A 22879-nucleotide genomic window follows, 5' to 3' on the forward strand; every position below is an offset into this window, starting at 1 on the left:
TCACCGTTCCTGCTCAATTGATGAGCGGGAACGGTGCAAAAATCTCCTCAACCATCGCATCAACCAGCCGCTTCGCCGAACACAATCTCGGCATGCCCAACGCCACATTTTGCCAACGCTGCGTCACCGACCAGCTCACCGGATGACGCTGCGCATCGCACCAGTCCCCGAGCCAGCTCAACATATCGTTGTGCTCAGCCGAGCCGCCAACAACCGGCGTGCTGAGCCAATGATGATAGTAATGACGCGTGGCGGGGGCCGCATTCACGCTGTCCGCCAGCGCCTGAGCAGCCATCGTTCGCAGGTTGTCTTTTAGCATTGACACCACATCGGCATTTGCTAACCGGCAGGCGTCACCAAAGGCTCCCCAGCGCAGCTCCTCTAACGCCACAAAACAGCGTCCAGGTAACGACCAGCCGTCATACGCGCCAGCCCGCCAGCGGGTAAAAATTTGCTCGCTATGTTCGCCCGCTTGCACCGTCAGGCCGCGTTGCGTCACCGCCTTCTCTTTATAAGCGCCGCGCTGGGTAAACCAGTCAGCGAGTGAATTTATCTGCTGCAGAAGACCAGGCGTGGAGAGTCCACGCGGGTGTTCGGTTTGTTGTAAAAACATCAACCCTTCGGCGATCCGTACCAGCGCCAGATGGCCCGGATCGATCATGCCCGCCAGTTTTTCCACCAGTTTTAGACGCATCACCAGATGCTCGCTGGACACGCCTGCCAACACCCATGCTCGCAGTTGCGTCTGGGATAGCACCTCCTGCGTCAGGCGCGCACGCAGCCGCTGCTGCTGTTGCAGAAAACCACCGGAACGTTTGGTTTCATCTCCCTGAACCAGATCGACCATAAACTTCGGGTAGACACACTCCAGCGTCCGCCCGGGGCCTTCCAGTAACACGTTAGTCATGTGTGCTCGGTTGCAAAAAGGGTATTGATATCGTCGCGCAGCAAGCGGGAATCTTCATAAAGCCATGCCGCAGTCGTAATGCGATGCTGCAGTTGTTCGTTCAAGGCATTCACCGCAGATTCATTTTGCTGGCGCAGGGTCAGACTCTCACGCAGGCTCGCCTGTAATTGCGTCAAACACAGTGAAAAATCAGCAAAAAACGTGGCCATGCCTGCCGTAACGGAAATATCGACCTGCGCAGCTAAAGCTTTACGAATTTGTTGGCAAAACTGGGTGACATAGTGCACAAGGTTCTTATGCAGTGCGCCCATATCAATGAGATAACGCGTTTTTGTTTCGACGTACTCATTCCATCCCCAGTTGGGCTGATTCAACCAGCGAGAGAAGGTATCACGCACCACACCGCCAGTTGACGGCGCATTTTCCGCCGGAATATCCTGCTCAATGGCCTCGTTGAACAACTGGCGGGTGTTGAAATTAAACATCGCCGCATGAAACGCCGGAAAACGGATCCGCGCACGAAAACCAGCGTGGTTCAGCTCCTCTTTCACCCGCTGCTCAATGGGGCGCATGGCGTCATTTAGCGCCCGGGACAGCGTCGACTCAAGCTGTTCAAAGCGCAGAGCTAAATCCCGGCTGATGCTTTCCTGCGCTGCCAGCAAGACAACTTCACAGGACGAGCGCATTTTATCCAGCACGATTTTCGCCTGCCCTTCATCGTGCAACACCAGCATTTCTCCGGCCATTTCTGCCGAGGAAACGCCAGCCCCCTGGCCATGTTGTGACATCATCAGGACATTTTCTTTGATAAAGAACGTGTTGATGCCGCACAGAATCTCAGTCTGTTGCTCATTGAGATAGGCCGCGGCAGCCTCCAGCGCCAGCTCGACCTCATGACTGACTTCATCACTCACCCGCCCCTGACTCACTTCTAACTGCTGCATATCCTCTTCAATATGCGTGATGTTCAGCCGCAGTTTTTCATAGGCAACCGTTAACCCATGGGCGCGAAACTCCAGATATTCGTGCGCGCTTTGCGCATAGTTCAATAACTTATGCGACGCTGAGCGTAGCGCATACAGCGAAGCATTGGCGTAAGCGGCATGAATCACTTTCTGGATCGGCTGCTCAAACAGTGAATCCTCCCACAACAGATCGGCTGCATGGCGGATGTGCTCCGTATCCTCAAGATCGTTGGTGCACCAGCGTCGGCCAAGCGCCGCTTCGGCAAAATCCTGTACCCAACGTTGCACCTGGTGATCCGGCAGCCGCCCGCGAGTCATCAGCTCATGACGCGCCCTGTTCGCCAGATACCCCCACATCGAAGAAACCGGATAGATTCGCTCCGGGGCAATCCCGCCTTGCATCAGCGTGCCGGAAATTAACGCCCGCACCTGCTCTTCATCGTCACTGTTGCGGTCTTTCTGATCGAATTTGTTCACCAGCGCATACAGCGGCACTGACTTGCCGACCGCCATGATCGCGTGGCGCACTTCTTCATCGGAAATCGATTTCAGTTGGGTGTAATCCATCACCACCAGTACCGCAGAAGCCCGCGCCAACTGTTCATTCAGCATCTTCTGTAAGTGCGGTTGCCCGGCCTCATTCGGCCCCGGCGTATCCAGCAGGGTTAATTGCCCCGGATAGCTCGCCTGACCGGCCAAATGGACAAATTCGACCTCGATTACCGGAATATGCTCAATCGCGGCATAGGCGGCAAAAGGGAAATCCACCTCCAGCGCTTTTGACAAACGCACCAGGTCATTCAGACTTTTAAGGCAATGGAAAATAGGCTGTGCGCCAAGATAATACCGCTCAAATGCCACGCCGTTTTCAATATGCTGCAGCAGGACATTCATATCCTTATCAATTTCCAGGGTCTGCGTAAGACGCTGGCGATCGCACTCGCGTACGCGCTGCTGTAAAACCTTCATTAAGGCATCGATAGGCGTGACATGTGAAAAATGCAACACCGGCTCTTTCTGCCCCGGTGTATGGCGAATTAGCGTTGGTAGCGCCGTCATGGGACGATTACGATTAGGTAAAACTTCGGTCCCTACAATCGCGTTAATCGTCGTCGATTTTCCCGCTTTCATGGTACCGACAATCGCCAGCACCATTTCCAGACGCGTAATCTTACGCAGTTCATTATTGAGCGTTGCCTGCTGGACATCCATGCCACGCACGCTGAAATGCAGGGGCTGAACCACCTGTCTGCTATGCTCTCCTTGTTTTAGCGCGACATCATCCAACGACGTCATAGGCAATTTTTGCAATTGCCTGAGATGTTCAAGCGAGAGCATCAGCAAGCGTTCCGCTTCCTGACTTAATTCATATATTGTCTGTGTGTGCATGGAAAATTCTTCCTTAACGCAAATGGCATTACTTTTATTTAGCCCAATCGTTTTATTTATAGATTTTTTGGCTTTTATAATTACGTGTAGAAATAATTAAAATCAAAACAACCAACTGATATTATTAAAATAAATTTGGCGTATGACCGCTGGCCGGATGCCTCTCACTTATGTAATAAGTAAGAAAGATAAACAGCGTAGTTCAGTTTTAAAAAATACCCGCGTAATCCCCCTACTAAAATTAAGGGGGTCAATGATATTCAATCACAATGGCTTAGGCATCCGTAAGCAACGTTACCTATGAATATCAGATATTTCGCCTCACCTTATCTTAAATACCTAAGCGTAGCAATTTCCCTTAAAAAATATTCCGCCATACTTTCATTGAGGTAAAAGCAAAGGGTCTTTACAGCAGATCATTTTGCATAATCGCGCAGTAGTCCCGACAAAAGCAGGGATTTTATGTATAATTGCGGCCTTTTTCGGCAATCTGCCATTTTTGGGCGCATTTGCCCCTGCTGACTTTTGAGGAAATCCACATGTCATTACCACACTGCCCACAATGCAACTCCGAATACACTTACGAAGATAACGGCATGTTCATCTGCCCGGAATGCGCTCACGAATGGAACGATGCTGAACCGGCTCAGGACAGCGACGAACTGATCGTTAAAGATGCCAACGGCAACCTGCTGGCTGACGGCGACAGCGTTACCGTAGTGAAAGACCTGAAGGTAAAAGGTAGCTCTTCCATGTTGAAGATCGGGACCAAAGTGAAGAACATCCGTCTGGTTGAAGGCGACCACAACATCGATTGCAAAATCGATGGCTTTGGCCCAATGAAGCTGAAATCTGAGTTTGTGAAAAAGAACTGATGCAAATTGCCTGATGGCGCTACGTCAATCAGGCCGATGCCAGCTCATCTGCCAGGCGGGAAGCTCATACTTCCCGCCTGGCTTATTTTTGCAGACGATAACTACACTTAACTGGTTTCTTTTACCTGAGGTAAAGATTATGCCGTTAAGTCCCTATATCTCCTTCGCAGGCAACTGCGCTGATGCTATCGCCTACTACCAAAAAACATTAGGCGCTGAGCTACTCTACAAAATCAACTTCGGTGAAATGCCCAAACCGGCGCAGAACAGCGAAGAGGGTTGCCCTTCAGGCATGAAATTCCCCGATACCGCCATTGCCCACGCCAACCTGCGCGTTGCGGGCAGCGACATCATGATGAGCGATAGCGCCCCCGACGGAAATGCCCACTACTCTGGCTTTACGCTGGTACTCGACACGCAAAACGTCGACGAAGGCAAACGCTGGTTTGATAACCTGGCAGCAAACGGAAAAATCGAAATGGACTGGCAGGAAACCTTCTGGGCTCATGGTTTCGGTAAAGTGAGCGATCGGTATGGCGTGCCGTGGATGATCAACGTCGTCAAACAGCAGCAACCTACAGAGTAATCCAACGGGAGGCCAGCCCTCCCGTACTGTCATCAAAAATCGCTCAACTCTTCATCACCAAGTAACCATCCCTTAACGAAAACGTCACATTGATCCGCCACGATGGGGCCACTTTTTAAGGGAGGCCGCATCATGCAAACGATTATTCGCGTCGAAAAACTCTCCAAGTCCTTCAATCAACATCAGGCGCTCAATGCGGTTGATCTGAACATCTGTTCCGGTGAGATGGTGGCTCTGCTTGGGCCGTCTGGCTCCGGCAAATCCACCCTTTTACGTCATTTAAGCGGTTTGATCGTCGGTGATAAATCCCCGGGTAGCCACGTCGAACTGCTGGGTCGCACCGTTCAACATGAAGGCCGCCTGGCGCGCGATATCCGCAAAAGCCGCGCCCACACCGGCTACATCTTCCAGCAGTTCAATCTGGTTAACCGCCTGACGGTACTGGAAAACGTCCTTATTGGCGCACTCGGCAGCACGCCGTTTTGGCGCACCTGTTTTAGCTGGTTTAGCCAGGAACAGAAACAGCGTGCATTACAGGCGCTGACCCGCGTTGGCATGGCGCACTTTGCATACCAGCGCGTTTCCACGCTTTCGGGCGGGCAACAGCAGCGCGTGGCGATTGCCCGCGCGCTGATGCAGCAAGCCAAAGTGATCCTTGCCGACGAGCCGATAGCCTCGCTGGACCCGGAATCCGCACGCATCGTGATGGACACCCTACGCGACATTAACCAGACCGACGGCATCACCGTGGTCGTCACGCTGCATCAGGTGGATTACGCCCTGCGCTACTGCGAACGCATTGTCGCGCTTCGTCAGGGCAACGTCTTCTTTGATGGCAGCAGCCAGCATTTTGATAACGATCGTTTTGACCATCTCTACCGCAGCATGAACCGCGTCGAACAGAACGCGCAGGCTGCATAGTTCTAAAAAACCAGGCGTTATTGGCGCAGCCAGGCTGGCAAGTGAAATAGCCTGGAACAAAGACTAATTAAGGAAACAACATGAGCTATAAGACCGTTGCCGCGCTGGCCTTTACCAGCATGTTCAGCATCAGCACCTTGTTCAGCCCGGCGCAGGCCGAAGAGCAAGAAAAAGCGCTGAACTTTGGCATTATTTCGACCGAATCACAGCAAAACCTGAAGCCACAGTGGGAACCGTTCCTGAAGGACATGGAAAAATCGTTGGGCGTGAAAGTGAACGCCTTCTTCGCCCCGGACTACGCCGGGATCATTCAGGGAATGCGTTTTAACAAAGTTGATATCGCCTGGTACGGCAACCTCTCAGCAATGGAAGCAGTGGATCGCGCTAACGGACAAGTGTTTGCCCAAACCGTCGCTGCCGACGGCTCCCCGGGATACTGGAGCGTGTTGATCGTTAACAAAGACAGTCCGATCAACAACCTGAACGATCTGATCGCCAAACGTAAGGATCTGACATTCGGCAACGGCGATCCCAACTCAACGTCAGGCTTCCTCGTCCCCGGTTACTACGTCTTCGCCAAAAACAACATCTCCGCCAGCGACTTCAAACGCACCGTTAACGCCGGACACGAAACCAACGCGCTGGCCGTCGCCAACAAACAGGTCGATGTCGCCACCAACAACACCGAAAACCTCGACAAGCTGAAAACCTCCGCGCCGGAAAAACTGAAAGAGCTGAAGGTTATCTGGAAGTCACCGCTGATCCCGGGCGATCCGATCGTCTGGCGCAAAAACCTCTCCGAAACCACCAAGGACAAGGTGTACGACTTCTTTATGAATTACGGCAAAACGCCGGAACAGAAAACCGTCCTGGAACGCCTGGGATGGGCACCGTTCCGTGCCTCCAGCGACCTGCAACTGGTACCGATTCGCCAACTGGCGCTGTTTAAAGAGATGCAGGGCGTGAAAGGCAACAAAGGATTGAACGAGGAAGAGAAAACCAGCAAAACCTCGGCGCTGAAAGCGCAGCTCGACGACCTTGACCGTTTGACCGCCGCCCTGGGCGCCATGACCAGCGTGACTAAAGCGGTGCAGTAAACCTGATGCCCGGTGGCGTTTCGCTTACCGGGCAGACGATGTTCTGTAGGCCGGATAAGGCGTAAACGCTGCCATCCGGCGATAACCTACGCACGGAGCTAAACATGCAAACCATCACCGTCGCCCCGCCCAAACGTAGCTGGTTCTCACTGCTGAGCTGGGCCATTCTTCTCTCCGTGCTGGTGGTCTCGTGGAAAGGTGCCGAAATGGCTCCGCTCACGCTGATCCAGGATTCCGGCAATATGGCGACCTTCGCCGCCGACTTCTTTCCGCCAGACTTCAGTCAGTGGCAGGACTATCTCGGTGAAATGGCCGTCACCCTGCAAATTGCCGTCTGGGGTACCGCCCTCGCCGTTGTGCTGTCGATTCCCTTTGGCCTGATGTGCGCCGATAACCTCGTACCGTGGTGGATTTACCAGCCGATGCGTCGCCTGATGGACGCCTGCCGCGCCATCAATGAAATGGTCTTCGCCATGCTGTTCGTGGTCGCCGTGGGTTTAGGTCCGTTCGCCGGGGTAATGGCACTGTTTATCCACACCACCGGGGTGCTCTCCAAGCTGCTTTCGGAAGCGGTAGAAGCCATTGAGCCAGGTCCAGTAGAAGGCATTCGCGCCACTGGGGCCAACAAAATTGAAGAGATTCTGTACGGCGTTCTGCCACAGGTCATGCCGCTGCTTATCTCCTACTCGCTATATCGCTTTGAATCCAACGTCCGCTCGGCCACGGTGGTCGGAATGGTGGGTGCGGGCGGTATTGGCGTGACCTTATGGGAGGCGATTCGCGGCTTTCAGTTCCAGCAAACCTGCGCCCTGATGGTGTTAATCATCGTCACCGTCAGCCTGCTGGATTTCCTTTCCCAGCGTTTGCGTAAGCACTTTATCTGATTAGCGAGGCATTGATTGCTATGCACTTGTCTACACATCCGACCAGTTATCCAACGCGTTATCAGGAAATTGCCGCGAGACTTGAGCAGGAGCTTCGTCATCATTATCGCTGCGGTGACTATCTGCCCGCCGAGCATCAGCTTGCCGCGCGCTACGAGGTAAACCGCCACACCCTGCGCCGCGCTATTGACCAGTTGGTTGAGCGTGGTTGGGTCCAGCGTCGCCAGGGCGTTGGCGTACTGGTACTGATGCGCCCATTCGATTACCCGCTTAATGCCCAGGCGCGCTTTAGCCAGAACCTGCTGGACCAGGGCAGCCACCCCACCAGCGAAAAACTGCTGGCGGTGCTGCGCCCGGCCTCCAGTCACATTGCCGATGCGCTCAGCATTAACGAGGGCGATAACGTGATTCATCTGCGCACCCTGCGCCGGGTAAACGGTATCGCACTGTGCCAGATCGACCACTATTTTTCCGACCTCACGCTATGGCCGCTGCTGCAGGGCTTTAACAACGGCTCACTGCACGACTACCTGCGCGAACAGTCCGGTCTGACGCTCCTGCGCACACAAACGCGCATCAGCGCCCGCCGCGCACAGGCTAAAGAGAGCAAAGTGCTGGAAATCCCCAATATGGCGCCGCTGCTGTGCGTGCGCACCCTGAACCACCGTGAAGGCGAAGAACACGCGGCGGAATACTCCGTCAGCCTGACCCGCGCCGACATGATCGAATTCACTATGGAGCACTGAATGCATTTCGATACCGCGACCCGCCAGCGCTGGATGCGCGCGCTGGCTTACAGCAATGCCGATGCCCTGAACGCCCGCATCCACGCGCTCAAACTGACGCCAGACTATGAACTTATCCGCGCACCGGAAAGCGGACTGATGCAGCTCCAGGCTCGCATGGGCGGCACCGGCAACCGCTTCTTTGCCGGTGATACCACGCTTACCCGCGCAGTGGTACGCCTGAAGAGCGGCACGCTGGGCTACAGCTACCTGCTGGGCCGCAACAAACAACACGCCGAGCAGTGCGCGGTCATTGACGCGCTGCTGCAGGAACAAACGCATTTCCAGAGCCTAATGGAAACCTTAATTGCCCCGCTGGAAGCGGAACGCGATGCGCTGATTAGCGCACGCCGTGCCGAAGTCAACGCCAGCCGGGTCGACTTCTTCACGCTGGTACGCGGAGATAACGCATGACCTTACAAACCGCTTTTAATTTACCCGTTCAGGATGCTCAGCAGAGCTTTCGTCGCCTGCTGAAGGCCATGAGTGAGCCGGGCGTGATCGTCGCCCTCCATCAACTGAAACACGGCTGGCAGCCACTGGGCCTGGCAACCACCAGCGTGCTACTGACCCTGGTCGATGGCGACACGCCGGTATGGCTGGCGCCGTCGATGGATAACGATATCGCCCGGCAGAATCTGCGTTTTCACACCAACGCATCGCTGGTGGATCAGCCGCAGTTGGCGGCCTTTGCCGTCGCCGACGAACGCATCAGCAGCGAACAGCTTAACGCCCTCTCCGCAGGTTCCGCCGTCGCGCCAGAAACCAGCGCCACGCTGATTGTGCAGGTCTCTGGCTTAAGCGGTGGACGCATGCTGCGTCTGACCGGCGCCGGTATCGCTGAAGAGCGCATGATCGCGCCACAGCTACCGGAATGCCTGATTCACGAACTCACCGAACGCCCGCATCCGTTCCCGCTGGGGGTCGACCTGATCCTCACCTGCGGCGAACGCCTGCTGGCTATTCCGCGAACTACCCATGTGGAGGTGTGCTGATGTACGTCGCCGTCAAAGGGGGCGAAAAGGCGATAGCCAACGCCCACGCCCTGCAGGAAAACCGACGCCGGGGCGAAGAGACCATTACTGAACTGAGCGTGGCGCAAATCGAACAACAGATGAACCTGGCCGTCGACCGGGTAATGACCGAAGGCGGTATCGCCGACCGCGAACTGGCAGCGCTGGCGCTGAAGCAGGCGAGCGGCGATAACGTCGAAGCCATCTTTTTGCTCCGCGCCTACCGCACTACGCTGGCAAAGGTGGCGGTCAGCGAACCGGTTAACAGTGCAGAAATGCGCCTTGAGCGCCGAATCTCTGCGGTCTACAAGGATATTCCCGGCGGGCAGTTGTTAGGTCCCACTTATGACTACACCCATCGCCTGCTGGATTTTACCCTGCTGGCCAATGGCGAAACGCCACCCCTGCGCAGCGCAGACGACGCGCAGGACGCCTCTCCGCACGTCTTTTCCCTGCTGGCCAACCAGGGACTGGCAAAGCGTGAAGAGGATAATGGCGCTCAGCCGGATGATATTACCCGTACGCCACCGGTTTACCCCTGTTCACGAGCCTCACGTCTGCAACAGCTGATGCGCGGCGATGAGGGATATCTGCTGGCGCTGGCCTACTCCACCCAACGCGGCTACGGGCGTAATCACCCGTTTGCCGCCGAAATCCGCAGCGGCTATGTGGCACTGGAAACCGTACCGGAAGAGCTGGGATTTGCGGTGAACGTCGGTGAATTGCTGATGACCGAATGTGAAATGGTCAACGGTTTTGTCGCGCCAGAAAACGAATCCCCTCATTTTACCCGCGGCTACGGGCTGGTGTTCGGCATGAGCGAACGTAAAGCGATGGCGATGGCGCTGGTGGACCGCGCCCTACAGGCAGCCGAATACGATGAATCGGTCACGGGACCGGCGCAGGACGAAGAGTTCGTGCTGGCGCATGCGGATAACGTTGAGGCGGCGGGTTTTGTTTCGCACCTCAAACTTCCCCATTACGTCGATTTCCAGGCCGAGCTGGAACTGCTCAAACGCCTGCAACAGGAGGCCACCCGTGACCACTAACCTCTCCGGCTACAACTTTGCGTATCTTGATGAGCAGACCAAACGCATGATCCGCCGCGCAATTCTGAAAGCAGTGGCGATCCCCGGTTACCAGGTACCGTTTGGCGGACGTGAAATGCCGATGCCCTACGGCTGGGGAACCGGCGGTATTCAGCTCACCGCCAGCGTGATTGGCGAGCCGGACGTGCTGAAGGTAATTGACCAGGGCGCGGATGACACCACTAACGCCGTGTCGATTCGCAACTTCTTTAAACGCGTGACCGGGGTGAACACCACCGAGCGCACGGAAGACGCGACGCTGATCCAGACCCGCCACCGCATCCCGGAAACGCCGCTGGTGGAAGACCAGATCATTATCTTCCAGGTCCCGATCCCCGAGCCGTTGCGCTTTATCGAGCCGCGCGAAACGGAAACCCGCACCATGCACGCGCTGGAAGAGTACGGCATCATGCAGGTGAAACTGTATGAAGATATCGCCCGCTTCGGCCATATCGCCACCACTTACGCCTATCCGGTGAAGGTCAACGACCGCTACGTCATGGACCCGTCGCCAATTCCAAAATTCGACAATCCGAAGATGGACATGATGCCGGCCCTGCAACTGTTTGGCGCAGGCCGCGAAAAACGCATCTATGCCGTTCCACCTTACACCCGCGTGGAAAGCCTCGATTTCGACGATCACCCGTTTACCGTGCAGAGCTGGGATGAGCCTTGCGCCATCTGTGGCTCAACCCACAGCTATCTCGATGAAGTGGTGCTCGATGACACCGGCAAACGCATGTTTGTCTGCTCCGACACCGACTACTGCCGCCAACAGAGTGAGGCCCTCAGCAAATGACGCAACCGCTGCTTTCAGTCAACAACCTGACCCATCTCTACGCGCCGGGCAAGGGCTTCAGCGATGTCTCTTTTGACCTGTGGCCTGGCGAAGTGCTGGGTATCGTCGGCGAGTCCGGTTCAGGCAAAACCACGCTGCTGAAATCGATCTCTTCACGGCTAACGCCGCAGAGCGGTGAGATTTTGTATCAGAACCGTTCGCTGTACGGCATGAACGAGGCCGACCGTCGCCGTCTGCTGCGCACCGAATGGGGCGTGGTGCATCAGCATCCGCTGGATGGCCTGCGCCGTCAGGTCTCCGCTGGCGGCAATATCGGCGAACGCCTGATGGCCACTGGGGCGCGCCACTACGGCGACATTCGTGCCACCGCGCAGCGTTGGCTGGAGGAAGTGGAGATCCCGGCCTCGCGTATCGACGACCTGCCAACCACCTTTTCCGGCGGCATGCAGCAGCGACTGCAGATCGCCCGCAACCTCGTCACCCATCCCAAACTGGTGTTTATGGACGAGCCCACCGGCGGTCTGGACGTTTCCGTACAGGCCAAACTGCTGGACCTGCTGCGCGGCCTGGTGGTGGAACTGGATCTGGCAGTGGTTATTGTCACCCACGATCTGGGCGTAGCGCGCCTGCTGGCCGACCGTTTGCTGGTGATGAAGCAGGGTCAGGTGGTGGAAAGTGGGTTAACCGACCGCGTACTCGACGACCCGCATCATCCGTATACCCAGTTGCTGGTGTCATCTGTTTTGCAAAACTGATTTTGTCTTGCCGGGTGGTGCTTCGCGACCCGGCCTACGGATCGGCATCGGTTGTAGGCCTGATAAGCGAAGCGCCATCAGGCAATCGAACGCAAAAAAGCTTAAAGGGGCTAAAAATGAACGCGATTCGCGTTGAAAACGTCAGTAAAACCTTTGTACTGCATCAGCAAAACGGCGTGCGTCTGCCGGTGCTGCAAGACGCCACTCTGGAAGTTAACAACGGCGAATGCGTGGTGCTGCACGGTCACTCTGGCAGCGGCAAATCCACATTGCTGCGTTCGCTGTACGCCAACTACCTGCCGGATGAAGGACACATCCACATCCGCCACAGCGGCGAATGGGTCGATCTGGTGCAGGCTCCGGCGCGTAAAGTGCTGGAAGTTCGCCGTTCAACCATCGGCTGGGTCAGCCAGTTCCTGCGCGTGATCCCAAGGATTTCTGCGCTGGATGTGGTGATGCAGCCGCTGCTGGATCTCGGCGTGTCGCGCGAGGAGTGCGTAGCCAAAGCGGCTAACCTGCTTACCCGCCTGAACGTGCCGGAGCGGCTGTGGCACCTGGCGCCGTCGACGTTTTCCGGGGGCGAACAGCAGCGCGTCAATATCGCCCGAGGGTTTATCGTCGATTACCCGATTCTACTCCTCGATGAGCCCACCGCCTCGCTGGACGCCAAAAACAGCGCCGCCGTCGTCGCATTGATTGAAGAAGCGAAAGCCCGCGGCGCGGCAATTGTCGGCATTTTTCACGATCAAACCGTGCGCGACCGCGTCGCGGATCGCCTGCACCTGATGGGAACAACAGCATGATTATCAATAATGTAAAGCTGGTGCTGGAAGATGAAGTGGTGCAAGGATCGCTGGAAATTGAGGGCGGAACGATCCGCGCCTTTGCCGAAAGTCAGAGCCAACTGGCCCAAGCGATGGACGGAGAAGGCGGCTGGCTGCTGCCAGGGCTTATCGAGCTGCATACCGACAATCTCGACAAGTTTTTCACCCCGCGCCCGAAGGTAGACTGGCCCGCCCACTCGGCGATGAGCAGCCACGACGCGCTGATGGTCGCCAGCGGCATTACCACCGTGCTGGACGCGGTGGCGATTGGCGATGTGCGCGACGGTGGCGACCGTCTGGAAAATCTCGAGAAGATGATCAACGCGGTGGAAGAGACGCAAAAGCGCGGGGTCAATCGCGCCGAGCACCGCCTGCATTTGCGCTGCGAGCTGCCGCATCACACCACCCTACCGCTGTTTGAAAAACTGGTCGGTCGTGAGCCGGTGACGCTGGTATCGCTGATGGACCACTCCCCCGGCCAGCGTCAGTTTGCCAATCGCGAGAAGTACCGCGAGTACTATCAGGGCAAGTATTCACTTACCGACGAGCAAATGGCCCGCTACGAAGAAGAACAGTTAGCTCTGGCTGCACGTTGGTCGCAACCCAACCGCACGGCGATTGCTCAGATGTGTCGTGAGCGCCAGATAGCGCTGGCGAGCCATGACGATGCCACCTGCGATCATGTGCTGGAATCGCATCAACTTGGCAGCGTGATCGCCGAATTTCCTACTACCTTTGCCGCCGCAGAGGCCTCGCGCCAGCATGGCATGAACGTGCTGATGGGCGCGCCCAACATCGTGCGCGGCGGTTCTCACTCCGGCAACGTGGCGGCGCATAAGCTGGCTGAGCTGGGGCTGCTGGATATTCTCTCCTCCGACTACTACCCCGCCAGCCTGCTCGATGCGGCATTCCGCGTGGCGGACGATGATGCCAACCGCTTTACGCTGCCGCAGGCCATTCGTCTGGTGACCCGCAATCCGGCGCGGGCATTAAATCTCGACGATCGTGGCGTTGTAGCCGAAGGTAAACGCGCGGATCTGGTGCTGGCGCATCGCAAAGGCGATCACATCCATATCGACCACGTCTGGCGTCAGGGCAAAAGGGTATTCTGACTATGGGGAAACTGATCTGGCTGATGGGGCCGTCTGGCTCCGGTAAGGACAGTCTACTGGCAGAACTTCGCCAGCAGGAACCTGCGCAACTGCTGGTGGCGCACCGTTACATCACCCGCGCCGCCAACGCCGGGAATGAAAACCATATTGCCCTCAGCGAACCAGAGTTTTTTACCCGCGCCGGGCAGAACCTGCTGGCGCTGAGCTGGCACGCCAACGGCTTCTATTATGGCGTCGGCGTAGAGATTGATCTCTGGCTGCACGCCGGTTTTGATGTGGTGGTCAACGGCTCGCGCGCGCATCTGCCACAGGCGCAGGCCCGTTACGGCGCTTCTTTACTTCCCATTTGCTTACAGGTTTCCCCGGCCATTCTACGCCAGCGCCTGCAGGCACGTGGGCGGGAGAGCGAAACGGAAATCGCTGCCCGCCTTGAACGCGCGGCACGCTACACGCCGTATGACTGCCACGTCCTGAACAATGATGGAAGTTTGCTACAGTCTGTCGATACACTGCTCACACTGATGGGATGCAAGGAGAAGAAACATGTCTGTCTGTGAATTACGCCGCGCCACGCTATACGATACCGATGCGGTTTACGCGCTTATCTGTGAGTTGAAACAGGGCCAATTCGACCTGCAGGCCTTTAGCGCCGGCTACGCCGCAAATCTGCAAGATCCCAATATGCACTACCAGCTGGCGCTGCTCGACGGACAGGTCGTCGGCTTGATCGGTCTGCACCTGCAGTTTCATCTGCACCACGCCAACTGGATTGGCGAGATCCAGGAACTGGTGGTGATGCCACAGGCGCGAGGACTAAAAGTGGGTAGTCAGTTACTGGCCTGGGCCGAAGCCACCGCGCGCGAAGCGGGCGCAGAAATAACCGAGCTTTCTACCAGCACCCAACGCCTTGACGCGCACCGCTTTTACCAGCGCGAAGGCTATACCATGAGCCATTTTCGCTTCACCAAACCGTTGTAGGGGGAGCCATGAGTCTGACCATTACGCTGACGGGAACCGGCGGCGCGCAACTGGTGCCGGCATTTGGCTGTGACTGTGCGGCCTGCCAACGAGCACGCTTACAGGCACAATACCGTCGACGCCCTTGTAGCGGGGTGGTCAAATTTAACAATTCGGTGACGCTGCTGGACGCGGGGATCCCGCATCTGATGGACGACTGGCCAGCAGGCAGCTTCCAGCAGTTTCTGCTCACCCACTACCATATGGATCACGTGCAGGGGCTGTTTCCGCTGCGCTGGGGCGTGGGGGCGACTATCCCGGTGTACGGTCCGCCGGATGAACAGGGATGCGACGATCTGTTTAAGCACCCTGGCATCCTCGATTTTAGCCATACCGTCGCGCCATTCGTGGTGTTTAATCTGCAAGGGTTGCAGGTGACGCCACTCCCGCTCAACCATTCAAAGCTGACGTTTGGCTATCTGCTGGAGACCGCGCACAGCCGCGTGGCGTGGCTCTCCGATACCGCCGGACTTCCCGACAAGACGCTGAAGTTTCTCCACAATAACCAGCCTCAGGTGATTATCATCGACTGCAGCCACGCCCCGCGCGCCGAGCCGCCGCGCAATCACAGCGATGTAAATACCGTTATCGCCTTGAACGAGGTTATCCGCTGCCCACGGGTGATCCTGACGCATATCAGTCATCAGTTTGATTTGTGGATGATGGAGAATCCGCTACCGACAGGGCTTGAAGCCGGGTATGACGGAATGGAGATTGTGCTGAGGTAGGTTTACATCGCACTAAAACACTTGTTAACAGGTCTCTGCTCCCTATAACCTTGCCAGCGAAAGATTGCGCTAACGATCGTAATCTTCTTCCATTCTGCGCTCTTCGTCTTCTAACTGACGCCGTTCCTGATCGAGCTGGCGCTGGCGGTCATCCAGTTGGCGGCGGCGGTCTTCAAACTGGCGGCGGCGATTATCATACTGCCTGCGACGATCGTCACTCATCTGTCGCTGCCAGCTTTCATCACGAGAGTCGTCATAATCCCGCCCGCTGTCCGGTTTGTATGCGTCGTTAATTGCCTGCTGAATATTGCCGATGGCGTCATCGATAATATCGGCCTGCGCCGATACGGTGGTCATCATCAGCAGAGTGAAAAGTAAGAATGTCGCGGAGCGTTGCATAAAACCAGCCTCATCAAGAAACTCGCCCCACGGTAATCAAAGCGTATTTGCGCGGGTAGCGGAGGAATCTCAATTACGCGAATGCCGCAGCGCCTGCGCCAGTTCTCCCCGGGTGAAGGGCTTACGCAATAACGCCACATCTGGCAGCGCCGGATTATGCGCCGGACGTAAATCCTGGCCGCTAATCAGCAGGATGTTCAGTTGTGGATAATGTGCCAGCGCATGATTAACCACATCCACACCGCTTAAACCGCCGGGCAGCATTAAGTCGCTGATAAGAATATCAATCTCGGAAGAAGCCGCCAGCATATGCATAGCCTGTTCGCCGTTGGCGGCCTCTAACGTCAGGTAGCCCAGCAGGTGTAATTGCTCACATAACGTCTGGCGCACATCGGCTTCATCTTCGAGAACCAGCACCAGTTTTTCACCGCGAGTCGGGGTGTGCTGTGCGATTGTCTCCACCGGTGTCTGCACCGGCACAACCGCGCGAGGAAGCTGCAATCTGACCGTCGTTCCCTGCCCAGGGGCGCTTTCAATCTCCACGCGGCCACCGGACTGGCGCACAAAACCGTAGACCATAGACAGCCCCAGCCCACTGCCGCTGCCGGTCTGTTTGGTGGTGAAAAACGGCTCGAAGACCTGAGCTTTCACCTCCTGCGACATCCCGCTTCCCTGGTCGGCAACTTCCAGCATCACCATATCCTGCTTACGCCCATCGCTGCGCGTGACCCGCTGATTCCAGGTACGGATTTTAATCGTGCCCGCCTGCCCGTCCATGGCGTCACGGGCATTCATCACCAGATTGATAATGGCGTTTTCCAGTTGGCTGACATCAATCCACGCGGGCCAGGCGGGAGACTGGGCTTCAATCTCCAGCGTCAACGTAGCCGGAAGAGAGTGGCGCATCAGTTCGCCCAAATTTTCCAGCAGCGTTTTCAGCTCCACCGCATGGGGATGCAACGACTGTTTGCGCGAAAAGGCCAGCAGCCGCTGGGTAAGGAGCGCCCCGCGCTCGGCGGCTTTTAGCGCCCGATTGACCCGTGGCGCGTCAGGAGAGTCTGGGTTCACCAGATCCAGGCTGCCAATAATGACTGCCAGCAGGTTATTGAAATCATGCGCTAATCCGCCCGTCAGTTGCCCTACCGCCTTCAGTTTCTGACTGTGCAACAGCGCTTCCTCCAGCCCCTGGCGCTCGGTGCGGTCGATTTCCATCTGGCTGGTTTTTTCTTTTAGCAGTCGGGTGGTGTGCTCCAGCGATGCCGTATTACGGGCGAAGACGCTAAAGGCGCGGGCCAGCTCGCCCAGCTCATCGCGCCGCTGCAAGGCCGGGACGCTAACGTCCGATTCACCGTGCGCCAGCCGGGTCATCGCCCGCGAAATGGCCGTCAGGTTAGAACCGAGGTTACGGTAGATATACCAGCCGGCAAAACCGGTGATCACCACCGCCAACAGCGCAAATACCAAAATAAACAACGCGCCAGATTGCAGTTCCTGATGGCTTTGCGCTACCCGCTGTTCGGAGATCAGCGCCACCTGCGAAGCATACCGGTTGATATCGCTGTTGAGGATCGCCACCAGCGCTTTGATATGAAACATATACCAGTTGATCGCCAAATCGCTCTGCTCAAGCGCAGAAGAGAGCGGCTCCAGCTTATGCAACTCCTGGTTGAAGTCGGTGAGGATGTTGGTAATCAGCGGACTGCTATTTTGCACAGGCAGCGCGGGCATCACGCCGTCCAGTTGTTTCACCACCGAACGCGGCGTGGGTGTTTCAATGGCGGCAACAATTAAGCGGTCTATCTGCCCCAGCAGCACGTCATCCTGCGCGCCGGTCAGCTTTTGCAGATGACGTAAATAACTTTGATTCTGGTACAGCGAACTGAGCAGGGCGTTACGTTCCAGATGTCGCCGTTGCCCGCGCTGCAGCATACCTTCCACGCTGCTTTGTAGCTCCTGGCTGCGCTGGATAATACGCTCGACCAGCGCCGGCTCCTGCTGCGCCAACGGCGCGGTAGCCAGCTGTTCCAGCGAATGCTTCAGCGCCCGTTGCGTCTCCTGCAGCCGCTCCGCTTCACCTTTGTATTCCAGCGCGCCGACCACCTGCGACAGCCGCACCGCCGCCGTCGCCACGTTCGCCGTATCCCGGGCCAGGTTCATGCTGCCGGTCATGTCGTCAACGGTTTGCTGCTGCACCTGTTCCTGGATCTGACTGGCATGCTGAAACCCCAGCACCGCCACACCGCTTACCATCAGCGTGACCGTCACCACCAGCAGATTGAAGAACAGCAATCGTCCGCGCGCACTGGCGAAAAAGTGACGTCCTGGTTGCGGCATATCACGCTCCGTGAAGAAAAATCGCAATATGACAAATATGAACGGCTTCTGACATTTTGCATTTACATTCCTGTGATGGACTGCTGATATCGGCCACCCCACAGGAGATCCGCTATGAGCAGGACACCGGTTCTGGAGATGCGCAACATTGCCAAAGCGTTTGGTAAATTTTACGCGCTGAAAGGGGTCGATTTAACGGTCTGGCCGGGTGAGATTCATGCCCTGATGGGTGAGAACGGCGCGGGGAAAAGCACCCTGATGAAGATCCTCGCGGGCGCGTATACCGCCACCAGCGGTGAGATCCTGATCGACGGTCAGCCGTTTCACATTCGCGGGCCAAAAGACGCGCTCAGCGCAGGCATCACGCTGATTTACCAGGAGATGCAGCTCGCGCCGAACCTGACAGTGGCGGAAAATATCTTTCTTGGCAGCGAGCTGTCGCGCGGCGGTCTGGTCCAACGTAAAGAGATGGTGATGCAGTCGCAAAAAGTCATCGACCGGCTCGGCGCCCAGTTTAAGGCCAGCGATCGCGTGATGACGCTGACCATCGCCGAACAGCAGCAGGTGGAAATCGCCCGCGCCCTGCACCGTAACAGCCGCATTCTGGTGATGGATGAACCCACTGCCGCCCTCTCCTCACGTGAAACCCACCGCTTGTTTGAACTGATCATGCGCCTGCGCGATGAGGGGATGGCGATTATCTACATTAGCCACCGCATGGCGGAGGTGTATGAACTCTCGGACCGCGTCAGCGTCCTGCGCGACGGGCAATATGTAGGCAGCCTGACCCGCGACAAACTCAACGCCTCTGAGCTGGTGCGCATGATGGTGGGCCGACCGTTAAGCGATTTGTTCAACAAAGAGCGCGATATTCCCTTAGGTAAAGCGCGCCTCAACGTCCACCACCTGACCGACGGCCATAAAGTCCAGCCGTGCAGTTTGCTGGTGCGCTCTGGGGAGATCGTCGGACTTGCCGGGTTAGTCGGCGCCGGGCGTTCTGAACTGGCTCAGTTGATTTTTGGCGTGCGTAAAGCCATCGGCGGCATGATTGAAGTAGACGGTGAACCGGTGGTGATCCACTCCCCTCGCGAGGCGATTGACCACGGCATTGGCTTTCTGACGGAAAACCGCAAAGAGCAGGGATTGTTTTTAGAGCTGGCGGCAGCAGAGAACATCACCATGGCGACGCTGGAACGTGACGCCAACTGGGGCATGCTCGATCGCAAAAAGGCGCAGGCTATTTCCGATGACGCCATCCAGTTGCTCAACATCCGCGTTCCGCACGCCCAGGTACGCGCGGGCGGGCTGTCCGGTGGTAATCAGCAAAAGCTGCTGATTTCACGCTGGGTCGCGATCGGCCCACGCATTTTGATCCTCGATGAACCCACGCGCGGCGTAGACGTTGGCGCCAAAAGCGAGATCTACCGGATCATGAACGACATGGCGCGCAAAGGCGTGGCGATCCTGATGATCTCCAGCGAATTGCCGGAAGTTGTCGGTATGAGCGATCGCGTGTACGTCATGCGGGAAGGCAGCATTGCCGGTGAGCTGAACGGGCAAAGTATTACCCAGGAAAATATTATGACGCTGGCAACCGGCGTGAACGACTCCCATCACCAGGCGGTGTCCCATGAATAATCCAACCACTCCCCAGCAGGTGGCGAAATCCGCCTCCGCGAAAAAATTGCTGATGAGCGATCTGATGCAAACGGTCGGCATCTTGCCGATTCTCATCCTGATAGTGGCGGTATTTGGCTTTATCGCGCCAAACTTTTTTACCGAAAGCAACCTGCTGAATATTACCCGCCAGGCGTCGATCAACATCGTGCTGGCGGCAGGCATGACCTTCATTATTTTGACCGGCGGGATCGACCTCTCGGTTGGTTCGATTCTCGGCACCACCGCCGTCGCGGCTATGGTCGTTTCGCTGATCCCTGAATTTGCCATGCTGTCGATTCCGGCGGCGCTGATGCTCGGTCTGGTGCTGGGGTTGTTTAACGGCGCGCTGGTTGCTTTTGCCGGACTGCCACCGTTTATCGTCACGCTTGGAACGTATACGGCGCTGCGCGGCGCGGCCTATCTGCTGGCCGACGGCACGACGGTGATCAATTCCAATATCAGCTTTGAGTGGATCGGTAACAACTATCTTGGTCCGGTTCCGTGGCTAGTGGTCATTGCGCTGGCGGTGGTGGTGATGTGCTGGTTCATTCTTAGGCGCACCACACTCGGCGTTCATATTTATGCGGTCGGCGGCAATATGCAGGCCGCTCGTTTAACCGGTATCAAAGTGTGGCTGGTGCTGCTGTTCGTCTACGGCATGAGCGGTGTGCTCTCAGGCCTTGGCGGGGTGATGAGCGCCTCGCGGCTATACAGCGCCAACGGCAACTTAGGCATGGGTTACGAGCTGGACGCCATCGCGGCGGTGATCCTCGGCGGTACCAGCTTTGTTGGGGGGATCGGTACCATCACCGGCACGCTGGTAGGGGCGTTGATTATCGCCACGCTCAATAACGGCATGACGCTGATGGGCGTCTCCTATTTCTGGCAACTGGTGATCAAAGGGGCGGTGATCATCATAGCGGTACTGATCGACAAATACCGTACCCGACACCATCAAAGTGCATAACAACAACATCTTACTTCGAGGAATACAGCATGAGATTGAAGCCCTTAGTCACCGCGCTCTGTGCTGGCGCACTGCTTGCTGCAGCTCCGTTTGTGCAGGCAAAAGAACTGAAATCGATCGGCGTTACGGTGGGCGATCTGGCCAACCCGTTCTTCGTGCAGATCACCAAAGGCGCGGAGCTGGAAGCACGTAAACTGGCGGGTGATAGCGTTAAAGTGACGCTGGTTTCCAGCGGCTACGATCTGGGACAACAGGTGTCGCAAGTCGACAACTTTATTGCCGCCAAGGTCGACATGATTATTCTTAACGCCGCCGACTCCAAAGGCATCGGCCCAGCGGTAAAACGCGCGAAAGACGCAGGGATTGTAGTGGTTGCCGTTGACGTAGCGGCGGAAGGCGCAGATGCGACCATTACCTCCGATAACACCCAGGCGGGTGAAATGGCCTGTAAATACATTACCGACCGTCTGAAAGGGAAAGGCAACGTCGTCATTATCAACGGGCCGCCGGTTTCCGCCGTCCAGAACCGCGTGGAAGGCTGCCAGACAGAGTTTAAACGCCACCCGGATATCAAGGTGCTGTCGTATAACCAAAATGCTAAAGGCAGTCGCGAAGGCGGACTGGAGATCATGACCGCGCTGCTGGCGGCAAATCCGAAGATCGACGGCGTATTCGCCATTAACGATCCTACGGCGATCGGTGCCGATCTGGCAGCAAAACAGGCACAACGTAGCGAATTCTTTATTGTCGGCGTAGACGGATCGCCAGACGCTGAAGAAGCGTTGAAGCGGGAAAACTCACTATTTGTGGCGACGCCTGCACAAGATCCGCAGGTGATGGCTGCCAAAGCGGTCGAAATCGGCTATGACATATTGCAGGGGAAACCCGCCCCGAAAGAGCCCGTACTGATCCCGGTGACGATGATCGATAAAAACAACGTCGGCAGCTATAAGGGTTGGACGGTGAAATAACCCGCCACAACAACGCCGGATGGCGGCAAAAATGCCTTATCCGACCTACAAGATCGGTATGATTTTGTAGGCCGGATAAGCGCAGCGCCATCCGGCATGATATTAAGGAGGATTCTGCCGATGAAACGTTCCGCTATCAACGAGATACTGGGCCACACGCGCCAGTTTTTCTCTCTGCACGACGTGCATCTCCCCCCTTTCGCCAGTTTCCCGCCGACCCAATGGCGCAAGCTTGATCCCGCCGCCTGGAGAGAAGTTTTCGACCTTAAGCTCGGTTGGGATGTCACCGCGTTTGGCGGCAACAATTTCGCCGCGCAAGGGTTAACGCTGTTTACCCTGCGTAATGGCTCGCCCAAAGGAATGCCTTACGAGAAATGCTACGCCGAGAAAATCATGCATGTTCGCGATGCGCAGGTCACGCCGATGCATTTTCACTGGCGCAAACGCGAAGACATTATCAATCGCGGCGGCGGTAATTTAATTGTGGAACTGTGGAATGCGGGGCTCCGAGAACAAACGGAGGACAGCGACGTGAGCGTGGTGATTGACGGCTGTCGGCAAACCCATGCGGCAGGCAGTCAACTGCGCCTGACGCCGGGTGAAAGCATCTGCCTGCCACCGGGCCTGTATCACAGCTTCTGGGCGGAAGAAGGTTTTGGCGACGTGCTGGTCGGCGAGGTTTCTTCTGTTAATGACGACGACCACGATAACCACTTTCTGCAACCGATCGCCCGCTATAACGACATTGAAGAAGACGAACCGGCGCAGCTGGTGCTGTGTAATGAGTATCGCCTGTTCCGCTAA

General features: G+C 56.6%; 24 protein-coding genes. 20 read left to right on the forward strand and 4 right to left on the reverse strand.

Translation table 11 applies throughout. From position 1 onward, the window contains the following. Nucleotides 1-13 precede the first annotated feature (13 nt). Together HV302_RS22900 and crfC are read right to left on the reverse strand one after the other, a co-directional pair. A complete protein-coding gene (locus tag HV302_RS22900; RefSeq protein ID WP_016155481.1) occupies nucleotides 14-907 on the reverse strand; it encodes a diguanylate cyclase regulator RdcB family protein in 894 nt (297 codons plus the stop codon). Further along, nucleotides 904-3261 (reverse strand): clamp-binding protein CrfC, encoded by a 2358-nt coding sequence (crfC, locus tag HV302_RS22905; protein ID WP_181626605.1) that lies wholly within the window; start codon nucleotides 3259-3261, stop codon nucleotides 904-906. Before crfC ends, HV302_RS22900 begins: the two co-directional genes overlap by 4 nt. Nucleotides 3262-3800: 539 nt before the next feature. Between crfC and HV302_RS22910 the strand changes: the two genes are divergently transcribed. The 16 genes from HV302_RS22910 (at nucleotide 3801) to phnP (ending at nucleotide 15745) form a co-directional block, all read left to right on the forward strand. Then, nucleotides 3801-4136, forward strand: a complete 336-nt coding sequence (locus tag HV302_RS22910; protein ID WP_003031835.1) for a zinc ribbon domain-containing protein YjdM — start codon at nucleotides 3801-3803, stop codon at nucleotides 4134-4136. A gap of 139 nt (nucleotides 4137-4275) precedes the next feature. Beyond that, complete coding sequence (gene yjdN, locus HV302_RS22915; protein ID WP_016155401.1) at nucleotides 4276-4722, forward strand: VOC family metalloprotein YjdN; 447 nt, start codon at nucleotides 4276-4278, stop codon at nucleotides 4720-4722. A 132-nt stretch (nucleotides 4723-4854) separates the two neighbouring features. After that, nucleotides 4855-5643, forward strand: a complete 789-nt coding sequence (gene phnC, locus HV302_RS22920; protein ID WP_016155400.1) for a phosphonate ABC transporter ATP-binding protein — start codon at nucleotides 4855-4857, stop codon at nucleotides 5641-5643. Between the two features lie 80 nt (nucleotides 5644-5723). Next, entirely contained in the window at nucleotides 5724-6740 is a 1017-nt protein-coding gene (gene phnD / locus HV302_RS22925; protein ID WP_016155399.1) for a phosphonate ABC transporter substrate-binding protein, read from the forward strand. A 104-nt stretch (nucleotides 6741-6844) separates the two neighbouring features. Then, a complete protein-coding gene (phnE, locus tag HV302_RS22930; RefSeq protein WP_181626606.1) occupies nucleotides 6845-7624 on the forward strand; it encodes a phosphonate ABC transporter, permease protein PhnE in 780 nt (259 codons plus the stop codon). A gap of 20 nt (nucleotides 7625-7644) precedes the next feature. Further along, the gene (gene phnF / locus HV302_RS22935; RefSeq protein WP_016155477.1) at nucleotides 7645-8370 is read left to right on the forward strand and encodes a phosphonate metabolism transcriptional regulator PhnF; all 726 of its coding nucleotides are present in this window, start codon (nucleotides 7645-7647) and stop codon (nucleotides 8368-8370) included. Beyond that, the gene (gene phnG / locus HV302_RS22940) at nucleotides 8371-8823 is read left to right on the forward strand and encodes a phosphonate C-P lyase system protein PhnG (RefSeq protein ID WP_019077841.1); all 453 of its coding nucleotides are present in this window, start codon (nucleotides 8371-8373) and stop codon (nucleotides 8821-8823) included. Continuing rightward, a complete protein-coding gene (phnH, locus tag HV302_RS22945; protein ID WP_049040672.1) occupies nucleotides 8820-9404 on the forward strand; it encodes a phosphonate C-P lyase system protein PhnH in 585 nt (194 codons plus the stop codon). The genes phnG and phnH overlap by 4 nt, the downstream gene beginning before the upstream one ends. Then, nucleotides 9404-10471, forward strand: coding sequence for a carbon-phosphorus lyase complex subunit PhnI (locus tag HV302_RS22950; RefSeq protein ID WP_181626607.1), 1068 nt, complete (start codon nucleotides 9404-9406; stop codon nucleotides 10469-10471). The genes phnH and HV302_RS22950 overlap by 1 nt, the downstream gene beginning before the upstream one ends. Nucleotides 10472-10517: 46 nt before the next feature. Continuing rightward, nucleotides 10518-11309, forward strand: a complete 792-nt coding sequence (gene phnJ / locus HV302_RS22955; RefSeq protein WP_049259807.1) for an alpha-D-ribose 1-methylphosphonate 5-phosphate C-P-lyase PhnJ — start codon at nucleotides 10518-10520, stop codon at nucleotides 11307-11309. Beyond that, a complete protein-coding gene (gene phnK / locus HV302_RS22960; protein ID WP_003844769.1) occupies nucleotides 11306-12064 on the forward strand; it encodes a phosphonate C-P lyase system protein PhnK in 759 nt (252 codons plus the stop codon). The genes phnJ and phnK overlap by 4 nt, the downstream gene beginning before the upstream one ends. A 116-nt stretch (nucleotides 12065-12180) precedes the next feature. Then, nucleotides 12181-12867 carry a phosphonate C-P lyase system protein PhnL gene (gene phnL, locus HV302_RS22965; protein WP_181626608.1) on the forward strand — a complete coding sequence of 229 codons (687 nt, stop codon included), beginning with the start codon at nucleotides 12181-12183 and terminating at the stop codon, nucleotides 12865-12867. Beyond that, entirely contained in the window at nucleotides 12864-14000 is a 1137-nt protein-coding gene (phnM, locus tag HV302_RS22970) for an alpha-D-ribose 1-methylphosphonate 5-triphosphate diphosphatase (protein WP_016155473.1), read from the forward strand. Before phnL ends, phnM begins: the two co-directional genes overlap by 4 nt. A 2-nt stretch (nucleotides 14001-14002) precedes the next feature. Beyond that, nucleotides 14003-14557 (forward strand): ribose 1,5-bisphosphokinase, encoded by a 555-nt coding sequence (phnN, locus tag HV302_RS22975; RefSeq protein WP_181626609.1) that lies wholly within the window; start codon nucleotides 14003-14005, stop codon nucleotides 14555-14557. Further along, a complete protein-coding gene (gene phnO, locus HV302_RS22980) occupies nucleotides 14544-14978 on the forward strand; it encodes an aminoalkylphosphonate N-acetyltransferase (RefSeq protein ID WP_046274567.1) in 435 nt (144 codons plus the stop codon). The genes phnN and phnO overlap by 14 nt, the downstream gene beginning before the upstream one ends. An 8-nt stretch (nucleotides 14979-14986) precedes the next feature. Further along, on the forward strand, nucleotides 14987-15745 hold the full coding sequence (phnP, locus tag HV302_RS22985) for a phosphonate metabolism protein PhnP (protein WP_103767213.1): 759 nt from the start codon (nucleotides 14987-14989) through the stop codon (nucleotides 15743-15745). A gap of 69 nt (nucleotides 15746-15814) precedes the next feature. On the opposite strand, the gene yjdP is transcribed toward phnP, so the two are convergent. Together yjdP and HV302_RS22995 are read right to left on the reverse strand one after the other, a co-directional pair. Next, nucleotides 15815-16144, reverse strand: coding sequence for a DDRRRQL repeat protein YjdP (yjdP, locus tag HV302_RS22990; RefSeq protein ID WP_016155470.1), 330 nt, complete (start codon nucleotides 16142-16144; stop codon nucleotides 15815-15817). 69 nt (nucleotides 16145-16213) lie between these two features. Beyond that, nucleotides 16214-18478 (reverse strand): hybrid sensor histidine kinase/response regulator, encoded by a 2265-nt coding sequence (locus HV302_RS22995; RefSeq protein ID WP_181626610.1) that lies wholly within the window; start codon nucleotides 18476-18478, stop codon nucleotides 16214-16216. A 114-nt stretch (nucleotides 18479-18592) separates the two neighbouring features. Here HV302_RS22995 and HV302_RS23000 point away from each other — a divergent pair, with 114 nt between their 5' ends. From HV302_RS23000 to HV302_RS23015, 4 genes are all read left to right on the forward strand, one after another. Further along, on the forward strand, nucleotides 18593-20116 hold the full coding sequence (locus HV302_RS23000) for a sugar ABC transporter ATP-binding protein (protein WP_016155468.1): 1524 nt from the start codon (nucleotides 18593-18595) through the stop codon (nucleotides 20114-20116). Then, nucleotides 20109-21104 carry an ABC transporter permease subunit gene (locus HV302_RS23005; protein ID WP_016155386.1) on the forward strand — a complete coding sequence of 332 codons (996 nt, stop codon included), beginning with the start codon at nucleotides 20109-20111 and terminating at the stop codon, nucleotides 21102-21104. Before HV302_RS23000 ends, HV302_RS23005 begins: the two co-directional genes overlap by 8 nt. 29 nt (nucleotides 21105-21133) lie before the next feature. After that, the gene (locus HV302_RS23010; RefSeq protein WP_181626611.1) at nucleotides 21134-22075 is read left to right on the forward strand and encodes an ABC transporter substrate-binding protein; all 942 of its coding nucleotides are present in this window, start codon (nucleotides 21134-21136) and stop codon (nucleotides 22073-22075) included. Nucleotides 22076-22195: 120 nt separating this feature from the next. Beyond that, nucleotides 22196-22879: a D-lyxose/D-mannose isomerase gene (locus tag HV302_RS23015; protein WP_016155461.1), complete on the forward strand. Its 684-nt coding sequence runs from the start codon at nucleotides 22196-22198 to the stop codon at nucleotides 22877-22879.

The organism is Citrobacter sp. RHBSTW-00859 (genome assembly GCF_013729795.1).
GTDB lineage: Bacteria > Pseudomonadota > Gammaproteobacteria > Enterobacterales > Enterobacteriaceae > Citrobacter > Citrobacter braakii.